This window comes from Klebsiella sp. GN_Kp190 (assembly GCF_040061795.1).
GTDB lineage: Bacteria > Pseudomonadota > Gammaproteobacteria > Enterobacterales > Enterobacteriaceae > Klebsiella > Klebsiella michiganensis.
In genome coordinates this window covers 47,588-63,712 of record NZ_JBEAFN010000074.1, presented here as the reverse complement: position 1 = coordinate 63,712, position 16,125 = coordinate 47,588, and the positions used below count along the sequence as shown (strand labels likewise).

The window sequence follows — 16,125 nt, the reverse complement described above, 5'->3', positions numbered from 1 at the left end:
TGTTTGGGGTAATAGCCATAATGCGCGGAAGTGATTTTGCGGAATTAAGAGCCTTCGCGATGGTCGTTGAGCAAGGCAGTTTTACCCGGGCGGCGGCGCATCTCGGCGTCACGACCTCCACCTTAAGCGCAACCATCCGGCGTCTCGAGGAGCGCATCGGCGTACGTTTATTACACCGGACAACGCGCAGCGTCGCGCCGAGCGAGGCCGGCCAGCGCATGATGCAGCGGCTGGCTCCTGCGCTGGCGGCGCTGGAAGACGCGGTTACCGATGCCCGGACGGCCAGCGCGCCCGCGGGCCGCCTGCGCCTCAATGTGTCGCGCATCGCCGCGATTCATTATCTGGCGCCGCTGCTGGGCGGATTTATGCAACGCTATCCCAACATTGAGCTGGATATTGTTACCGACGATGCTTTAGTCGATATCGTTTCTTCCGGTTTTGACGCCGGAATTCGTCTCGGTGAAAAGCTCCATCAGGATATGGTTGCCGTCAGGCTGAGCGGCGACCTTGAAATGAAAGTCGTCGCCTCTCCGCACTATCTGGCGCAAGCGCCGCAGCCGCGAAAGCCGCAGGATTTGCTGCAGCACCCCTGTCTGACTTATCGCAGACCCAGCGACGGCAGCGTTTATCGTTGGGAGTTTCAGCGCGACGGCGAACGCTACGAGATTGCGGTCAAAGGGCCGATCGTCGTCGATGAACCGGCCATGCTCACGCCGTTAGCCCTCAAGGGTACCGGTATTGCCTATCAGTTTGCCCATCAGGTCGATCCCTGGCTGGAGACAGGCCAGCTAGTCCAGCTATTGAAAGAGTGGACCCCGGCATTTCCCGGGTTTTACGTTTACTACCCCAGCCGTAAGCAGATGGCATCGCCGCTGCGGGCGTTTATTGACTATCTGCTGGCCGTCGGCGGCAAATCGCGTCCGCCAGAATTGCCGTCTGGCTGATTTTGCTTTTATTACGCGGCTTTATGAAAACCGCGCATTCAGCGATAATACGCCTCTATCCGTTTTCTCCTGGGGTCGGTATGAATGAATTCGCGCAGCAGCCCGCGCGTAAACGCGCAATGAGCATGAAGCTGAGCACCGCCGTGACCTTAATGATCGGCAGCGTCATCGGTTCAGTACTGATTCTGGTCTATGCCCTGTGGTTTATGCAGATTAGCGGCGCCACCCGCGACGGCGTGAAAGATACGGCGCTGGCGGTGGCGCGGACGCTGGCCGACACCCCGGAAGTCAAGCGCGGCCTGACGCTGCCGCCGGACAGCGGCATTATTCAGCCGCTGGCGCTGGCCGTCACCCGGCGCAATGGCCTGCTGTTTGCCGTCGTCACCAATATGGACGGCATTCGCTACTCGCATCCCAATAGCCAGATTATCGGCAAACCTTTTATCGGCGATGACATCCGGCCCACGCTGGCGGGCAAAGAGAACGTTGCCGTCAACCACGGCGTGCTGGCTCCGGCGCTGCGCGTCTTCACCCCGGTGTTTGACGATAGCCGCCGGCAAATCGGCGTGGTGGCGATTGGCATTTCGCTGAGCAAAGTCGATACGCAGATCGCCGCCAGCCGCTGGGATGTGATTCTGACCGTGCTGTTCAGCGCGCTCGTGTGCGCCGTCGGTACATGGAGCCTGGTTCGCGGCCTGAAGCGCGTCCTGCTGGGCCTTGAGCCGCAGGAGATCTCAACGCAGTTCCAGCAGCGCCAGGCGATGCTGCACTCATTAAAAGAGGGCGTCGTGGCGGTGGATACGGACGGCAAGGTGACGCTGATTAACCCCGCCGCGCGCGACATTCTGTTTAACGGCCCCGGTAACGATATCGCGCAAACGCCGCTGCTGGCGGATTTGCAGGAAGTGCTGCAAACCGGCGAGCCGATTTACGATCGGGAGCTGGGCTGTAACGGTCTGCTGCTGATCAGCAACACGGTCCCCGTACGCGACGAGGATGACGTGGTCGGCGCCATCAGCACCTTCCGTGACAAAACCGAAGTCAGCCAGCTGCTGCAGCGGCTTGACGGGATGGTGAACTATGTGGACGCCCTGCGTACCACATCCCATGAATTTATGAATAAGCTGCACGTGATCCTCGGCCTGTTGAATATGAAAAGCTACGATAAGCTGGAAGAGTACGTGCTGCAGACCGCCCACACCTATCAGGCGGATATCGGCGAAATCCAGCACCGGATTAAATCACCGGTAGTGGCAGGCTTTTTGATCGGTAAAATTCAGCGCGCTAAGGAGCGGGGTTTTACCCTCACTCTCGCCGAAGAGAGCCTGGTGCCGGACTGCCCGAATGAAAAACAGGTCACCGTACTGGTTACGGTGCTGGGTAATTTAATCGAGAACGCGCTGGATGCCATGAGCGGCCAGGCCGAAGGCGAAGTCGGCCTGCTGCTGCATTACCAGAACGGCTGGTTAAGCGGCGAAGTCAGCGATGATGGTCCCGGTATCCCGGAAGCGTTTATCGATGATATTTTTAATAAAGGCTTCTCCACCAAAGGCGAAAACCGCGGCGTCGGGCTGTTTCTCGCCAGCCAGCAGCTTCGCGAACTGGGCGGATCGCTGGCCGTGGAATCCGAACCCGGCGTATTTACTCAATTTTTTGTTCATCTCCCGTGGGACAGTAAAAGGAAAAGTGCGTGATAAATGTATTAATTGTTGACGATGATGCCATGGTTGCCGAACTGAACCGCCTGTACGTGGGACGGGTCAGCGGCTTCCGCTGCAGCGGCACGGCGTCTACGTTGAGTAAAGCCAGGGAGATGATTAACGACAAGGATCTGGAGATAGACCTGGTGCTGCTGGATGTCTATATGCAGCAGGATAGCGGTCTGGATCTGCTGCCCGCCATTCGCGCGTCCGGACGGGCCATCGACGTGATTATGATTACTTCCGCCGCGGATGCCGCGACGGTTCAGGCCTCGATGCGCTACGGTGTGGTGGACTATCTGATCAAACCCTTCCAGTTTCCACGGTTTGAAGAGGCGCTCACCGCCTGGCGCGAAAAGCGTAAGCTGATGACCGGTCAACCCTATTATGAACAAGCGGATGTCGACCGGCTGCTGCACGGCGGCGTACCGGAAGCCGCTGACGCCCGCAAGTTGCCGAAAGGCCTGACGCCCCAGACGCTGCGCACCCTCTGTCAGTGGATTGATGCCCATCCGGACGTGGAGTTCTCCACCGACGAGCTGGCGGCAGCGGTAAATATATCCCGGGTTTCGTGCCGCAAATACCTGATTTGGCTGGCGCAAATTAATATTTTGTACACCAGTATCCACTACGGCGCCACGGGACGTCCGGTGTACCGCTACCACCTGATAGCGGAACAGTACGGCCTGCTTAAGCAGTACAGCCAGTAAGCCGGTAGCCGTCATCCAGCAGCTGAAAGCGGAAACGACGCTGTGAAGAGAGGATAACGTCGCGATTTTTAGTGACGAAAATCGCTTCGATATCCTCGCGCTGGCGCAGCGCCGCGCAGCCTTTCTCTACGCCAAGACCGTAGATCAGGGTGGTCCAGATATCACCGTCCAGCGAGTCGGCGGAAATAATCGTTACGCTCTCCAGCTCGTTATCCAGCGGGTAGCCGCTGCGCGGGTCGAGAATATGGTGCCAGCGTTTGCCGTCCTGCTCGAAGTAGCGTTCGTAAATGCCCGAGGTCACCACCGATTGCCCCGCCACCGCAATGCTGCCAATCAGCGCATCCGCCGCTGAGTACGGTTTTTTCAGCCCGATTGACCATTCGCCCAGGGTATGGACATTGCCGCCGAGATTAATCAGCGCGGCGTTCACGCCCTGCTGCCGCAAATAGTCGCGCACCCGGTCGGCGATATAGCCTTTCGCGATGGCACCAAGATCGATCTCCATTCCCGTCCGCGCAAGGTAGACGCTGCTGGCGGCGTCATCGAGGATCACATCCTGCGCACGCGTTAACGTCAGGCGAGCGGCAATATCCTGCGGGGCGGGCACGCTCTGGCCCTGAAAACCAACGCGCCACAGCTTCACCAGCGGGCCGATCGCCAGGTTAAACGCGCTGTCCCGCACCATGCTGGCGGCTTTGGCGCATTTAATCAGCGCATACACCGGGCGGCTCACCGTCACCGGATGGCGCCCGGCGGCATGGTTGATATCCATCACCTGGGAGTGCGCGCGGTTAACGGTGAAAAGATCTTCATAGCCTTTAATCAGCTGAAAGACGCGGGAGGCGAGCGGTTCATCATGAACGTAGAGCTTGAGGAGAATGGGCGAACCCATCAGTACGGCGGAGTAGCTGTAGACGCGGTTGTCGGACATATCGCACTCCTCAGAGAGATAAGAAGCCGGGCCGTCTATTTGCCAGCCCGGCGGGTGTCGCTGACGCTTAACCTCTGGCGCGTTTCGCCGCCTGATGGCCCGCGAGGGTCCCGAAGATAATGATATCGGCCACCGCGTTACCGCCGATGCGGTTACCGCCGTGAATGCCGCCAACCACTTCGCCCGCGGCAAAAGCGCCCGCAATCACCTGATGACCGGCATTCAGCACCGCGGTATCGGTGTTAATGGTCACGCCGCCCATCGTGTGGTGAACCCCCGGGGCGATACGAATCGCATGGTAAGGGCCTTCATTGATCGGCGCACGCAGCGCGGTGGTACGACCAAAGTCATCGTCATGCTGTTTTTCAACAAAGCCGTTGTAGCGTTCCAGCGTATTGAGAAAAGCATGGTAATCCATCCCCAGTTTCTCCGCCAGCTGACGCGGCGAGCTGGCGCTGGTGACGAAACCTTTAGCGATGTACTCATCGGCGGCTTTGTTTTTCGCCCGGACGTGCTCGTCAAAGACGATATAGGCGAAGTGCTCAGGCAGCGCGATAATCGCGGCAGAAACCTTATCGCGGGTCTCCATTTCGTTGAAGAAGCGGTTGCCCTGCGGGTTCACCAGTATCGCCCCGCCGCCGCGAATCGACTCGGAAATCAGGTACGAGGTTTGCTGCTCGACGGTCGGGTGAATCTGAATTTCACCCATATCCACGGTGCCCGCGCCGATGCGTTCAAGCAGCGCGATACCGCCGCCGGTCGCCCCTTTATGGTTGGTGGTCACAAAGCCCGCCAGATCCGGGCGGTATTTCACCACCATCGCGCTGTTGGCGCTGAAGCCGCCGGTAGCCACCACGATGCTCTTCGTCTGTACCACTACGGATTCGTTTTCATCGGTGAGCAGGCGCACGCCGCTCACCTCATCGTCGGTCATCAGGATCTCTTCCACCGACGTATCCAGCAGGACATCGATACCGCGTTTGGTGATGTTACGCACCAGGCCGCTGATCAGGTAGCCGCCGACCGCCGACCCGTCGCGCGGACGGTGGGTGCGGTCGATGCTCATCCCGCCGGTAGTGGTGATATCGTTAAGCATAATACCGCGACGCGCCAGCCACTCAATGGCTTCCGGCGCATTCTCCACGAAGCGGCGCAGCAGCTGCGGGTCGTTTTTGTTCTTACCGCCTTTCAGCGTTTCCTGGTAAAACAGCTCTTTGCTGTCTTCAATACCTTTCACGCGCTGGAAGCGGGTCTCTGCGGCGTTCATCCCGGCAGAAGCTTTAATGGTGTTACCGCCGATGGTCGGCATTTTTTCAACGATCAGAACGCTCGCGCCTTCATCGTGCGCCTGAATTGCGGCCGCCAGACCAGCTCCGCCGCTGCCGACCACCACCACATCGTAGCTTTTCGGCGCCGCATCGCCCGCGCCCTCTTCGGCGGCCAGCGCTTTACTGGACTTCAGCATCGCTTTGGAAACCGCCTTTTTCACCGCTTCGCTCTGGCTGGTTGCGCCGGAAATCGCATCCACGTGCGGGGTGTTGGCGCTGAGGATCCGCTCGCGGATCTCTTCAAAGCTGGTGGTGAACTCGACGGTCTGTACCGGGCTTGCCGCCAGTGCGATATCGGCAATGCGGTCGTTTTCCAGGCTGACGTTGATCACCAGCTCGTTAGCGTCGTCCTGAACGGTTTCGACGAACATCCCCGGTTTGAATTTGGCGTCGCCCATGCTCATATCGCGGATCATCGCTTCCACCAGCGAGAAGCGCCACAGCGGTTCCGGGATGTTCAGCGCTTCGCGCTGGGTGCTGTCAATAAACAGCTCCAGCTCTTCGCCGGCGGCAATGCGCGCCGTCCAGTCAGGATACGCGATACAGGCGCGGCCCACCGCCATCAGGTCGTAGCCGTGATCCAGGCCCTGCTCGGCATCGGCCGCGTTCACTACCCCGCCCACGCCCATCACCGGCACCTGAGCCAGGGTTTCGGAGCGCATGGCGCAATATTTTTCAATCAGCGGCGTGGGATCGGTGGTATCGACAATCGAGGGTCGCAGCGTGGCGCCAACCGAGAAGTGGAGATAGTCGACGCCGCGGGCGGCCAGCTTTTCCAGCAGATACATGGTGTCAGCAAAACGGATACCGGGGACTTCCATCTCTTCCGGGGAGAACCGGTAGCCGATAATGAAGGCATCATCGGCGTACTGGCGGGCCATTTTGTGGGTGATGTCCAGTACCGCCAGCGGGAATTTGGCGCGATTATCGCGGCTGCCGCCCCATTCATCGTCGCGCTGGTTAGAGTTTGGCGAATAAAACTGCTGGATCAGATAGGTGTTCGCGCCGTGAATCTCGACGCCGTCGAAACCGGCCTGAATGGCGCGGCGTACGCCTTCGCCAAACTTCGCGATCATGCCCTCGACTTCAGCGCCGCTCAGCGCGCGGGGGGTTGCTGCGCCATCGCGCGGCGCGGCAATCGCGCTCGGGGCCACCGGCTGGCGTCCGCCGATAAGCTGCGGGTCGACCATCCGGCCGCCGTGGTAGATCTGCAGAATCGCTTTTGACCCTTCCGCCTTGATGGCGGCGGCAATTTTCGCCAGGCCAGCCACTTTTTCATCATTATCGATACCGATGGCGCCGGGGAACGCCAGACCGTAGTCATCAATAAAGCAGCATTCAACGATAATGGTGCCGATACTGCCTGCGCGAGCGCGGTAGTACTCAACCAGTTCGCTGGTCACGGTACCGTCAAAATAACCGGTGCAGGTGGTCATCGGCGCCATTAACAGGCGGTTTTTAAGCTCAGTACCGTTCGGTAAAGTAAAAGGACGCAAAATTCGTGGATGACTGGTCATAATGACGCTCCAGATTTTAAATATTGAAAATTGAGAATTGGGTGACGGAATTGTTTTTGTTTGTATTTGGTAATCCCTTAAGTCATGCCAATAATATAGCGCTTTTTTTAGTTACCAAAATAATTACGTTAGTTAAAAAACTATTTAATACCAACAATAACATCGATACCTCCTTTGTATTATTAATTAAATATAATTCGTTCACATAGTGGATATAGCCAATAACAAATCTGAAACCATTTTTAACATGTACCGCCAGGAGGATATCAATATAAAACGATAAAATTCAATAAGATAAATACATTATCAGTTCATGGAATCATTCGTGATTTAACATTAAGCCAAATTTCAGACAAATAAACACCTCACTAAACAGGGTTATCCGCAATAATAAAAAAGTGGCTAACAACCCGCTTTTTTTGATCTAAATCAATTGCAACGGCGCATGAAAGCGCAATATATAAATAACCCAATATTTTAATTTAACGCCCAACGAAGCGCGTTAAATAATGGTCAGCGCAATAACCAAAATCGACAATTAATAATTAAAGAAAGTTTTGCAACTAAAGAAATCGAGCGGTTAAGCGATGACCAAACCCTATTTTTAACTACTTGCAGATACTCATTATGAAAGAGAAAAAGACAACCATACCGCCTGCCGGTGCAGCAACAAATGCTGCTTATAAACGTCTGCTGATGATGGCGATGCCCATTATCGTTGCCGTCTTACTCTTATTCGTCCCGGTGCCCGACGGCCTTCCCCCTTACGCCTGGCACTACTTTGCCATTTTTGTCGGCGTGATCGTCGGTCTGATCTTCGAACCGCTGCCCGGCGCGGTCATCGGTATTACCGGCGTGGTGGTGATTGCGCTGTGCAGCCAGTGGCTGCTGTTCAGCCCTGAACAGCTGGCCGCGCCAGGGTTCAAGCTTGCCGGCGCCTCCTTTAAATGGGCGGTGAGCGGTTTCGGTAACTCCACCGTCTGGCTTATCTTCGGCGCCTTTATGTTTGCCGCCGGCTACGATAAGACCCAGTTTGGCCGCCGTCTGGCGCTTATTCTGGTGAAGTATCTCGGCCGCCGCAGCCTGACGCTGGGCTACGCCATTACCTTCGCCGACCTGCTGCTGGCGCCGTTTACCCCCTCCAACACCGCGCGCAGCGGGGGGACTATCTACCCGATTATCGCTAACCTGCCGCCGCTGTACGGCTCTAAGCCTAACGACCCGAGCGCGCGCCGTATCGGCTCCTACCTGATGTGGGTGGCCATTACCGCCGCCTGTATCACCAGCTCGATGTTTCTCTCCGCACTGGCGCCGAACCTGCTGGCGCTGGCGCTGGTGAAAAGCATCGTCGGCATTAATATCTCCTGGGGCACCTGGTTTATCGCCTTCCTGCCGCTGGGTATCCTGCTGATTCTGGCAATGCCGCTGCTGGCCTACTGGTTCTACCCGCCGGAAGTGAAAGTCAACGATGAAGTGCCGCTGTGGGCCGCCCGCGAGCTGGAAAAACTTGGCCGCCTGTCGCGCAATGAAATTCTGCTGCTGGTCTTCGTCTGCTTTGCGCTGATGATGTGGATCTTCGCCGCCGAATGGATTGAACCGGCGCTGGCCGCCCTGCTGGTTATCGTGCTGATGCTGTGGACCGGCGTACTTTCGTGGAACGATATCACCAGCAACAAAGCGGCGTGGAATACCTTTGCCTGGTTCGCGACCCTGGTGGCGCTGGCCGACGGCCTCTCCTCCACCGGTTTTATCGCCTGGCTGGGTAAAGAAGGCGGCGCGCTGATGAGCGGCATCTCCCCGGGCGTCGCGACCGTCGTCCTGCTGCTGGCGTTCTATCTGCTGCACTACTTGTTCGCCAGCACCACCGCACACACCACCGCGCTGCTGCCGGCCATGCTGACTATCGCCTCCACCATTCCGGGGATGAATATGCAGGTGTTCGTACTGCTGATGGTGACCTCGCTCGGCGTGATGGGGATTATCACCCCCTACGGTACCGGCCCCAGCCCAATCTACTACGGCAGCGGCTATCTGCCGACCAAAGACTACTGGCGTCTCGGCACCATTTTCGGCGCCATCTTCCTGGCCGCCCTGCTGCTGATTGGCTATCCGTGGATGTCCATGATGTTCTGATTCATAACCGTCGGGCCGAACCCGGCGGTTTTACTCTTAGGGAGCAAAGCAATGTCGACTAAACCATTTGTCTATCAGGAAGCCTTTCCGCTAGCAAAAGATCAGACTGAATACTATCTGCTGAGCAAAGAGCACGTGTCCGTGGCCGAATTTGAAGGCCAGGAGATCCTCAAAGTAGACCCTCAGGCCCTCACCCTTCTGGCACAACAGGCCTTTCACGATGCGGCGTTTATGCTGCGCGTTTCCCACCAAAAACAGGTCGCGCAGATCCTTCTCGACCCTGAAGCCAGCGATAACGATAAGTACGTGGCGCTGCAGTTCCTGCGCAACTCTGAAATCGCGGCCAAAGGCGTGCTGCCCACCTGCCAGGATACCGGCACGGCGATTATTATGGGTAAGAAAGGCCAGCGCGTGTGGACCGGCGGCGGTGATGAAGCGGCCCTCGCCCGCGGCGTCTATAACACCTATACCGAGGATAACCTGCGCTATTCGCAGAACGCCGCGCTGGATATGTACAAAGAGGTCAACACCGGGACTAACCTGCCTGCGCAAATCGACCTCTACAGCGTCGACGGCGATGAATATAAATTCCTCTGTATGGCCAAAGGGGGCGGCTCGGCCAACAAAACCTATCTGTATCAGGAAACCAAAGCGTTAATCACTCCGGCGAAGCTGAAAAACTATCTCGTTGAGAAGATGCGCACGCTCGGTACCGCCGCCTGCCCGCCGTACCATATCGCCTTTGTGATTGGCGGTACCTCGGCAGAAGCGACGCTAAAAACGGTGAAGCTGGCCTCTACCCACTATTACGACGAACTGCCGACCGAAGGCAACGAACACGGCCAGGCCTTCCGCGATATTCAGCTGGAGCAGGAACTGCTGGTGGAGGCGCAAAACCTCGGTCTCGGCGCGCAGTTCGGCGGCAAATACTTCGCCCACGATATCCGCGTCATCCGCCTGCCGCGCCACGGCGCCTCCTGCCCGGTGGGCATGGGCGTCTCCTGTTCGGCTGATCGCAATATCAAAGCCAAAATCAACCGCCACGGTATCTGGATTGAGAAACTGGAGAGCAACCCGGGTCAGTATATTCCCGAACATCTGCGCCAGCAGGGCGAAGGCAAGGTCGTCAGCATCGATCTTAATCAGCCGATGAGCGAGATTCTGGCCCAGCTTTCCGCCCATCCGGTCTCGACGCGTCTGACGCTCAACGGCACCATTATTGTGGCCCGCGATATCGCCCACGCGAAGCTGAAAGAGCTTATCGATAACGGTGAGGAACTGCCGCAGTACGTCAAAGATCACCCGATCTACTACGCCGGCCCGGCGAAAACCCCGGAAGGCTATGCGTCCGGCTCCCTTGGCCCGACCACCGCAGGCCGCATGGACTCTTACGTCGACCTGCTGCAATCCCACGGCGCAAGCATGGTGATGCTGGCCAAAGGCAACCGCAGCCAGCAGGTCACCGATGCCTGTCATAAACACGGCGGTTTTTACCTCGGCAGCATCGGCGGTCCGGCGGCGGTGCTGGCGCAGCAGAGCATCAAGAGCCTGGAGTGCGTGGCCTATCCTGAACTGGGGATGGAAGCCATCTGGAAAATCGAAGTGGAAAACTTCCCGGCGTTTATTCTGGTGGATGACAAAGGCAATGACTTCTTCCAGCAGATCCAGAATAAGCAGTGCGCAGGCTGTTCGCAGCAAAGAGGATGATATTACCCGCCCCTGGCGGCGGGTAACCGTCGAAGGCCGTCGCATGACGGCCTGAGATGAGCGACAAACCTGCCTGGCGGCTAAACGGCATCCATCTCTTCAAATACCTGCTGCGCCAGATGCATCGTGGCGTTGGCGGCGGGCAGGCCGCAGTAGAGCGCGGAGTGCATAATCAGCTCTTTCAGCTCATCGCGGGTGACGCCGTTATTAAACGCCGCGCGCAGATGCATTTTCAGCTCTGCTTCGCGGTTCAGCGCAATCAGCATGGCGATAGTGATCATGCTGCGGGTATGATGATCGAGCCCCGGCCGGGCCCAGGTCTCTCCCCAGGCGTAGCGGGTAATAAAATCCTGGAACTCTTCATTAAGCGGCGTCAGCTTTTGCAGCGTCTTATCGACGTGAGCATCGCCGAGCACCTTCCTCCGGACCTCCATTCCCCGCTGATACCGCTGTTTATCGTCCATGCTTTTCCCCCTGAACAAAACCCAGCAGCGCCGAGCTGAACGCCTGCGGCGCTTCGATATTCGATAAATGCGAAGCCGCCAGCACGACGACTTCAGAGACCGGGATCTGCTGATGCAGGAAGTTGGCGTCCGCCACCGTTGTGACAGGGTCACTTTCTCCGGCGACGATCAGCACCGGAATCGCGATCTGCGCGACCTCTCCACGCAGATCGGCGGCGGCCAGCGCTTCGCAGCAGGCCGCATAGCCTTCAGCATCGATATGGGTCAGCTGGTGACACAATGCTTCCACCACTTCCGGCGTCTTCTGGCGAAATGCGTGGGTAAACCAGCGGTCCGCGGCGCCTGCGGCGACCACTGCCATCCCTTCCTGACGCACCGTGCGGGCACGCGACAGCCAGCCGGCCTGGTCGCCAATACGCGCAGCGGTGTTGGCAACGACCAGCCCCTGAAAACGTTCAGGGGCAAAGCGCCCCAGCCACAGGCCGGTCAGGCCGCCCATTGAAATCCCGCAGAACCAGGCTTTAGCGATATTAAGATGATCGAGCAGCGCAATCACATCTTCGCCGAGCTGCGCCAGCGTCACTTTACCGTTTTTACGGGTGGCGCCATGGCCGTGGGTATCGTAGCGCAGCACGCGAAAATGCTGCGTTAACGCCTCAAGCTGCGGCTGCCACATCGCCCGGGTAGTGCCCAGCGAGTTAGAGAGAACGATGACCGGCGCGTCTTGCGGCCCATCTATCTGATAATCAACATTCATAACGTTGCTCCTTATAGCGCGCCACAACCTGGCGCACGAAGAGTGCTGAGCTGCCGGTCGCCGTTGTCGGGTCCAGCAGTTGGGTTAAGCGGCTGGCGGAGAGATGCTCGCTCACCAGCGGATCGGTTTCCAGCACGCTTAACAGCGAACGTGACGCATCCAGCGCCTGGCGACACAGCGCCTCAACCCGGTGATGAGCCTCGGCTTTGCCGACAAACTCCGCCAGCGCCAGGGTGACGGCCTCGGCCATAATCAGGCCATGGGTGATATCGAGGTCGGCGCGCATCTTATGCGGGAAGACCTGCATGTCGCGGACCAGCGTTTCGCTCTGCGCCAGCGCGCCGCCGGCGAGGGTTATCAGCTCCGGCAGCGTTTCCCACTCCGCCTGCCAGCCTCCCAGCGCCCGCTCGTGCTGCTGGATCTGCCCGGCATAGAGCGTTGCCACCAGCCCGGGCGTACGCTGGGCGGCGGTCAAAATAGCGGCGCAGGAGATGGGATTGCGTTTGTGCGGCATGGTAGACGATCCGCCGCGTCCCTCGGCGACCGGTTCACCCACCTCTGCAACCTCGGTTTGCATCAGCAGAGAAAAATCATTGGCGAATTTACCCAGCGTGCCGCAGACGCCCGCGTACCATGCCCCCACCTCCAGCAGCCGGTCGCGCTGGCTGTGCCACGGCGCGTCCGGAAGCTGCAGGTCGAGGGTTTTCGCCAGCGCGCCGGCGATCCGCGGCGCCTGCGTTTTAAGGGAATCGAGGGTGCCCGCCGCGCCGCCAAACTGCAGCGCCAGCACCCTTGAGCGCATCTCTCGCAGACGCACCTGCCAGCGCAGCAGCGCATCCAGCGTCCCGGCCAGTTTCAGACCGAAGGTGACCGGCAGCGCATGCTGCATCCAGGTACGCCCGGGCATCACCGTATCCTGATAGCGCGCCGCCTGATGGGCTAACGCGTCGAGCAGTTGCTGCAGCAGGGAGTCCGTTTCCGCCAGCGCGCCGCGCAGTTGCAGGATAAAGCCGGTGTCGATAGCATCCTGGCTGGTCGCCCCCCAGTGTACGTAGCGCGCCGCCGCGTCATCCCGTTGTTTAACCCGCGCGGTCAGCTGTTTGACCAGCGGGATCGCCAGATTCCCGGCGCTGGCGGCGGCCTGCCCCAGCGCGGAGAAGTCGATGTTTTCGTACCGGCAACTCTCAATAATGGGATTAAGCGCCGCCTGCGGCACGAGGCCGCATTCGACCTGAGCGCGAGCCAGCGCGGCTTCAAAATCCAGCATCCCCTGTACCCGCTGCGCATCGCTGAACCAGGCGGTCAGCGGACTGGTGCGCATCATCGGGGTCAACAAACTCATTATGGCTCCTTAAACGCGTTCTATAATCAGCGCGATCCCCTGACCGACGCCGATACACATGGTGCACAGCGCATAGCGCCCGCCGGTACGGCGCAGCTGGTACGCCGCGGTCATTGCCAGACGGCCGCCGGAGGCGCCAAGCGGATGTCCGAGGGCTATCGCGCCGCCGTTAGGGTTGACGTGCGCCGCATCGTCGGGCAGACCCAGATCGCGCGTGACCGCCAGCGCCTGAGCGGCAAAGGCCTCATTCAGTTCAATGACGTCCATCTGCCCAAGCGTTAGCCCGGTTTGCGCCAGCACCTTACGTACCGCCGGCGCCGGGCCAAATCCCATAATACGCGGCGCCACCCCAGCCGTCGCGACGCCCACCACGCGGGCGAGCGGCTGTAAATCATTGGCGGCCAGCGCCTGCTCGCTGGCAAGCAGCAGCGCGCAGGCGCCGTCGTTGACTCCGGAAGCGTTACCTGCCGTCACCGTACCGTCGGCGCGCACCACGCCGCGCAGCCTGGCCAGCGCCTCCGCCGTGGTGCTGCGCGGGTGCTCATCGCGGCTAAAGAGTAGCGGTTCGCCCTTACGCTGCGGCACCGAGACGGCAATCAGCTCGTCGGCAAAGCGTCCGGCCTCCTGCGCCGCCGCCGTACGCAGCTGGCTGCGAAGCGCAAACGCATCCTGGTCCTCCCGCGAAATGGCGAAATCGTCCGCCACGTTTTCCGCCGTTTCCGGCATCGAATCCACGCCGTACAGCGCTTTCATCTGCGGGTTAATGAAGCGCCAGCCGATGGTGGTATCTTCCATCCGCATCGTGCGGCTAAAGGCGCTTTCGGCCTTGCCCATCACAAAAGGCGCGCGCGACATGCTCTCCACGCCGCCGGCGATCATCAGCTGAGTTTCGCCGCTTTTAATCGCGCGCGCTGCGATACCGATCGCATCAAGGCTGGAACCGCACAGGCGGTTTACGGTACTGCCCGGTACGCTTTCCGGCAGACCGGCCAGCAGCAGCGCCATGCGCGCAACGTTGCGGTTATCTTCCCCCGCCTGGTTAGCGCAGCCGTAAATCACATCGTCAATACGCGCCGGATCGAGTCCCGGGTTGCGCTCCAGCAACGCTTTCAGCGGCAGCGCCGCCAGATCGTCGGCGCGCAGGGTGGCCAGGGTACCGCCAAAGCGGCCGAACGGCGTCCGCACCGCATCACAGATAAATGCCTGATTCATCATAGGTTCCTTACGCGCTTTCCGCCAGTTGTGCAAAAGTCAGCGCCACCGGCGTGATGCGCTGCAGTTCCTCAAAAGAGAGGCCATTAAAGATTTCCCGCACCACCGGGCCGCTTTCGCTGATATCGATGACCGCCAGGTCGGTGTAGATACGGCTGACGCAGCCGACGCCGGTCAGCGGATAGGTGCAGTGCTCTACCAGCTTGCACTCCCCGTCGCGGGTCAGGTGATCCATCATCACGAAGACCTGACGAGCGCCAATGGCCAGATCCATCGCTCCGCCGACGGCAGGAATGGCGTCGGGCGCGCCGGTACTCCAGTTCGCCAGATCGCCGCTGGCGGAAACCTGGTAAGCGCCAAGCACGCAGATATCGAGGTGCCCGCCGCGCATCATGGCGAAGGAGTCGCCGTGGTGAAAGTAGCAGCCGCCGTTGAGCAGAGTCACATACTCTTTCCCGGCGTTAATCAGCTCCGGATCCTCTTCCCCCGGCAGCGGTTTCGGCCCCATCCCCAGCAGGCCGTTTTCGCTGTGCAGGAAGATTTCTTTATCGACAGGAAGATAGTTGGCGATGCGGGTGGGCAAGCCGATCCCCAGATTGACGTAAGCGCCTTCGGGAATATCGCGGGCCACGCGCTGGGCCATCTCATCGCGAGTCAGTTTTTGCATTAAGAGTTCCTCAGGCGCTTTTAGCGGCAATCAGGTTTTCCAGGGAGTAGACGCGCTGCACAAAAATGCCCGGGGTAATGATGCTTTCCGGGTCGAGATCGCCCAAGGGCACCAGCTGCGAAACTTCTACAATGGTGGTTTTCGCGGCGGTCGCCATAATCGGGCCAAAATTGCGCGCCGCTTTGCGATAAACCAGGTTTCCCCAGCGGTCGCCCTGGTGGGCTTTGATCAACGCGAAGTCGGCCCTGATAGGGTATTCGAGCACGTAATGACGCCCGTCGATTTCGCGGGTCTCTTTCCCCTCCGCCAACGGCGTACCGTAGCCGGTGGGGGTAAACACCGCGCCGAGGCCAGCGCCTGCCGCCTGGATCCGCGCCGCGAGGTTGCCCTGCGGTACCAGCTCCAGCTCAATTTTGCCGCGGCGATAAAGGTCATCGAAAATCTGCGAATCAACCTGACGTGGGAACGAACAGATCATTTTTCGCACCCGACCGGCCTTCAGCAGCGCCGCCAGGCCGACTTCGCCGTTGCCCGCATTGTTATTGATAATGGTTAAATCACGGGCCCCCTGTTCTATCAGAGCATCTATCAGGTACGTCGGCTGCCCGGCGGGGCCAAAACCGCCAATCATTATGGTCGCCCCGTCGTGGATCCCGGCGATGGCATCACGTAGCGTCGACACGCTTTTATCAATCATCAGGTCGCTCCTGTAT

At 59.2% G+C, this 16,125-nt stretch carries 13 protein-coding genes; 5 read left to right on the top strand and 8 right to left on the bottom strand.

Annotation, left to right across the window (positions count from 1 at the left end; genetic code table 11):
* Positions 1-20 precede the first annotated feature (20 nt).
* The 3 genes from ABLU67_RS27250 (at position 21) to dcuR (ending at position 3,354) form a co-directional block, all read left to right on the top strand.
* On the top strand, positions 21-944 hold the full coding sequence (locus ABLU67_RS27250; protein WP_048262154.1) for a LysR family transcriptional regulator: 924 nt from the start codon (positions 21-23) through the stop codon (positions 942-944).
* Positions 945-1,024: 80 nt separating this feature from the next.
* Complete coding sequence (locus tag ABLU67_RS27245; protein ID WP_004851318.1) at positions 1,025-2,638, top strand: sensor histidine kinase; 1,614 nt, start codon at positions 1,025-1,027, stop codon at positions 2,636-2,638.
* Positions 2,635-3,354 (top strand): two-component system response regulator DcuR, encoded by a 720-nt coding sequence (gene dcuR / locus ABLU67_RS27240; protein WP_004851320.1) that lies wholly within the window; start codon positions 2,635-2,637, stop codon positions 3,352-3,354. The genes ABLU67_RS27245 and dcuR overlap by 4 nt, the downstream gene beginning before the upstream one ends.
* On the opposite strand, the gene ABLU67_RS27235 is transcribed toward dcuR, so the two are convergent.
* On the bottom strand, positions 3,335-4,285 hold the full coding sequence (locus ABLU67_RS27235; protein ID WP_014838638.1) for an FAD:protein FMN transferase: 951 nt from the start codon (positions 4,283-4,285) through the stop codon (positions 3,335-3,337). The genes dcuR and ABLU67_RS27235 overlap by 20 nt on opposite strands.
* A gap of 67 nt (positions 4,286-4,352) precedes the next feature.
* On the bottom strand, positions 4,353-7,130 hold the full coding sequence (locus ABLU67_RS27230; RefSeq protein ID WP_032694458.1) for a flavocytochrome c: 2,778 nt from the start codon (positions 7,128-7,130) through the stop codon (positions 4,353-4,355).
* A gap of 627 nt (positions 7,131-7,757) precedes the next feature.
* Between ABLU67_RS27230 and ABLU67_RS27225 the strand changes: the two genes are divergently transcribed.
* Together ABLU67_RS27225 and fumA are read left to right on the top strand one after the other, a co-directional pair.
* The gene (locus ABLU67_RS27225) at positions 7,758-9,263 is read left to right on the top strand and encodes an anion permease (RefSeq protein ID WP_004851326.1); all 1,506 of its coding nucleotides are present in this window, start codon (positions 7,758-7,760) and stop codon (positions 9,261-9,263) included.
* Positions 9,264-9,314: 51 nt separating this feature from the next.
* Entirely contained in the window at positions 9,315-10,970 is a 1,656-nt protein-coding gene (gene fumA / locus ABLU67_RS27220) for a class I fumarate hydratase FumA (RefSeq protein ID WP_064374898.1), read from the top strand.
* Positions 10,971-11,050: 80 nt separating this feature from the next.
* On the opposite strand, the gene pcaC is transcribed toward fumA, so the two are convergent.
* The 6 genes from pcaC to ABLU67_RS27190 are packed head-to-tail and all read right to left on the bottom strand — an operon-like array spanning position 11,051 to position 16,109.
* Positions 11,051-11,434 carry a 4-carboxymuconolactone decarboxylase gene (pcaC, locus tag ABLU67_RS27215; RefSeq protein ID WP_064377268.1) on the bottom strand — a complete coding sequence of 128 codons (384 nt, stop codon included), beginning with the start codon at positions 11,432-11,434 and terminating at the stop codon, positions 11,051-11,053.
* A complete protein-coding gene (gene pcaD / locus ABLU67_RS27210; protein WP_025105805.1) occupies positions 11,424-12,191 on the bottom strand; it encodes a 3-oxoadipate enol-lactonase in 768 nt (255 codons plus the stop codon). Before pcaD ends, pcaC begins: the two co-directional genes overlap by 11 nt.
* Positions 12,181-13,533 carry a 3-carboxy-cis,cis-muconate cycloisomerase gene (locus ABLU67_RS27205; RefSeq protein WP_049083973.1) on the bottom strand — a complete coding sequence of 451 codons (1,353 nt, stop codon included), beginning with the start codon at positions 13,531-13,533 and terminating at the stop codon, positions 12,181-12,183. Before ABLU67_RS27205 ends, pcaD begins: the two co-directional genes overlap by 11 nt.
* Positions 13,534-13,542: 9 nt before the next feature.
* Positions 13,543-14,745 (bottom strand): 3-oxoadipyl-CoA thiolase, encoded by a 1,203-nt coding sequence (pcaF, locus tag ABLU67_RS27200; RefSeq protein ID WP_004851337.1) that lies wholly within the window; start codon positions 14,743-14,745, stop codon positions 13,543-13,545.
* 10 nt (positions 14,746-14,755) lie between these two features.
* On the bottom strand, positions 14,756-15,412 hold the full coding sequence (locus ABLU67_RS27195) for a 3-oxoacid CoA-transferase subunit B (RefSeq protein ID WP_116280804.1): 657 nt from the start codon (positions 15,410-15,412) through the stop codon (positions 14,756-14,758).
* 10 nt (positions 15,413-15,422) lie between these two features.
* Positions 15,423-16,109 (bottom strand): 3-oxoacid CoA-transferase subunit A, encoded by a 687-nt coding sequence (locus ABLU67_RS27190; protein ID WP_038424589.1) that lies wholly within the window; start codon positions 16,107-16,109, stop codon positions 15,423-15,425.
* Between the last annotated feature and the right edge of the window lie 16 nt (positions 16,110-16,125).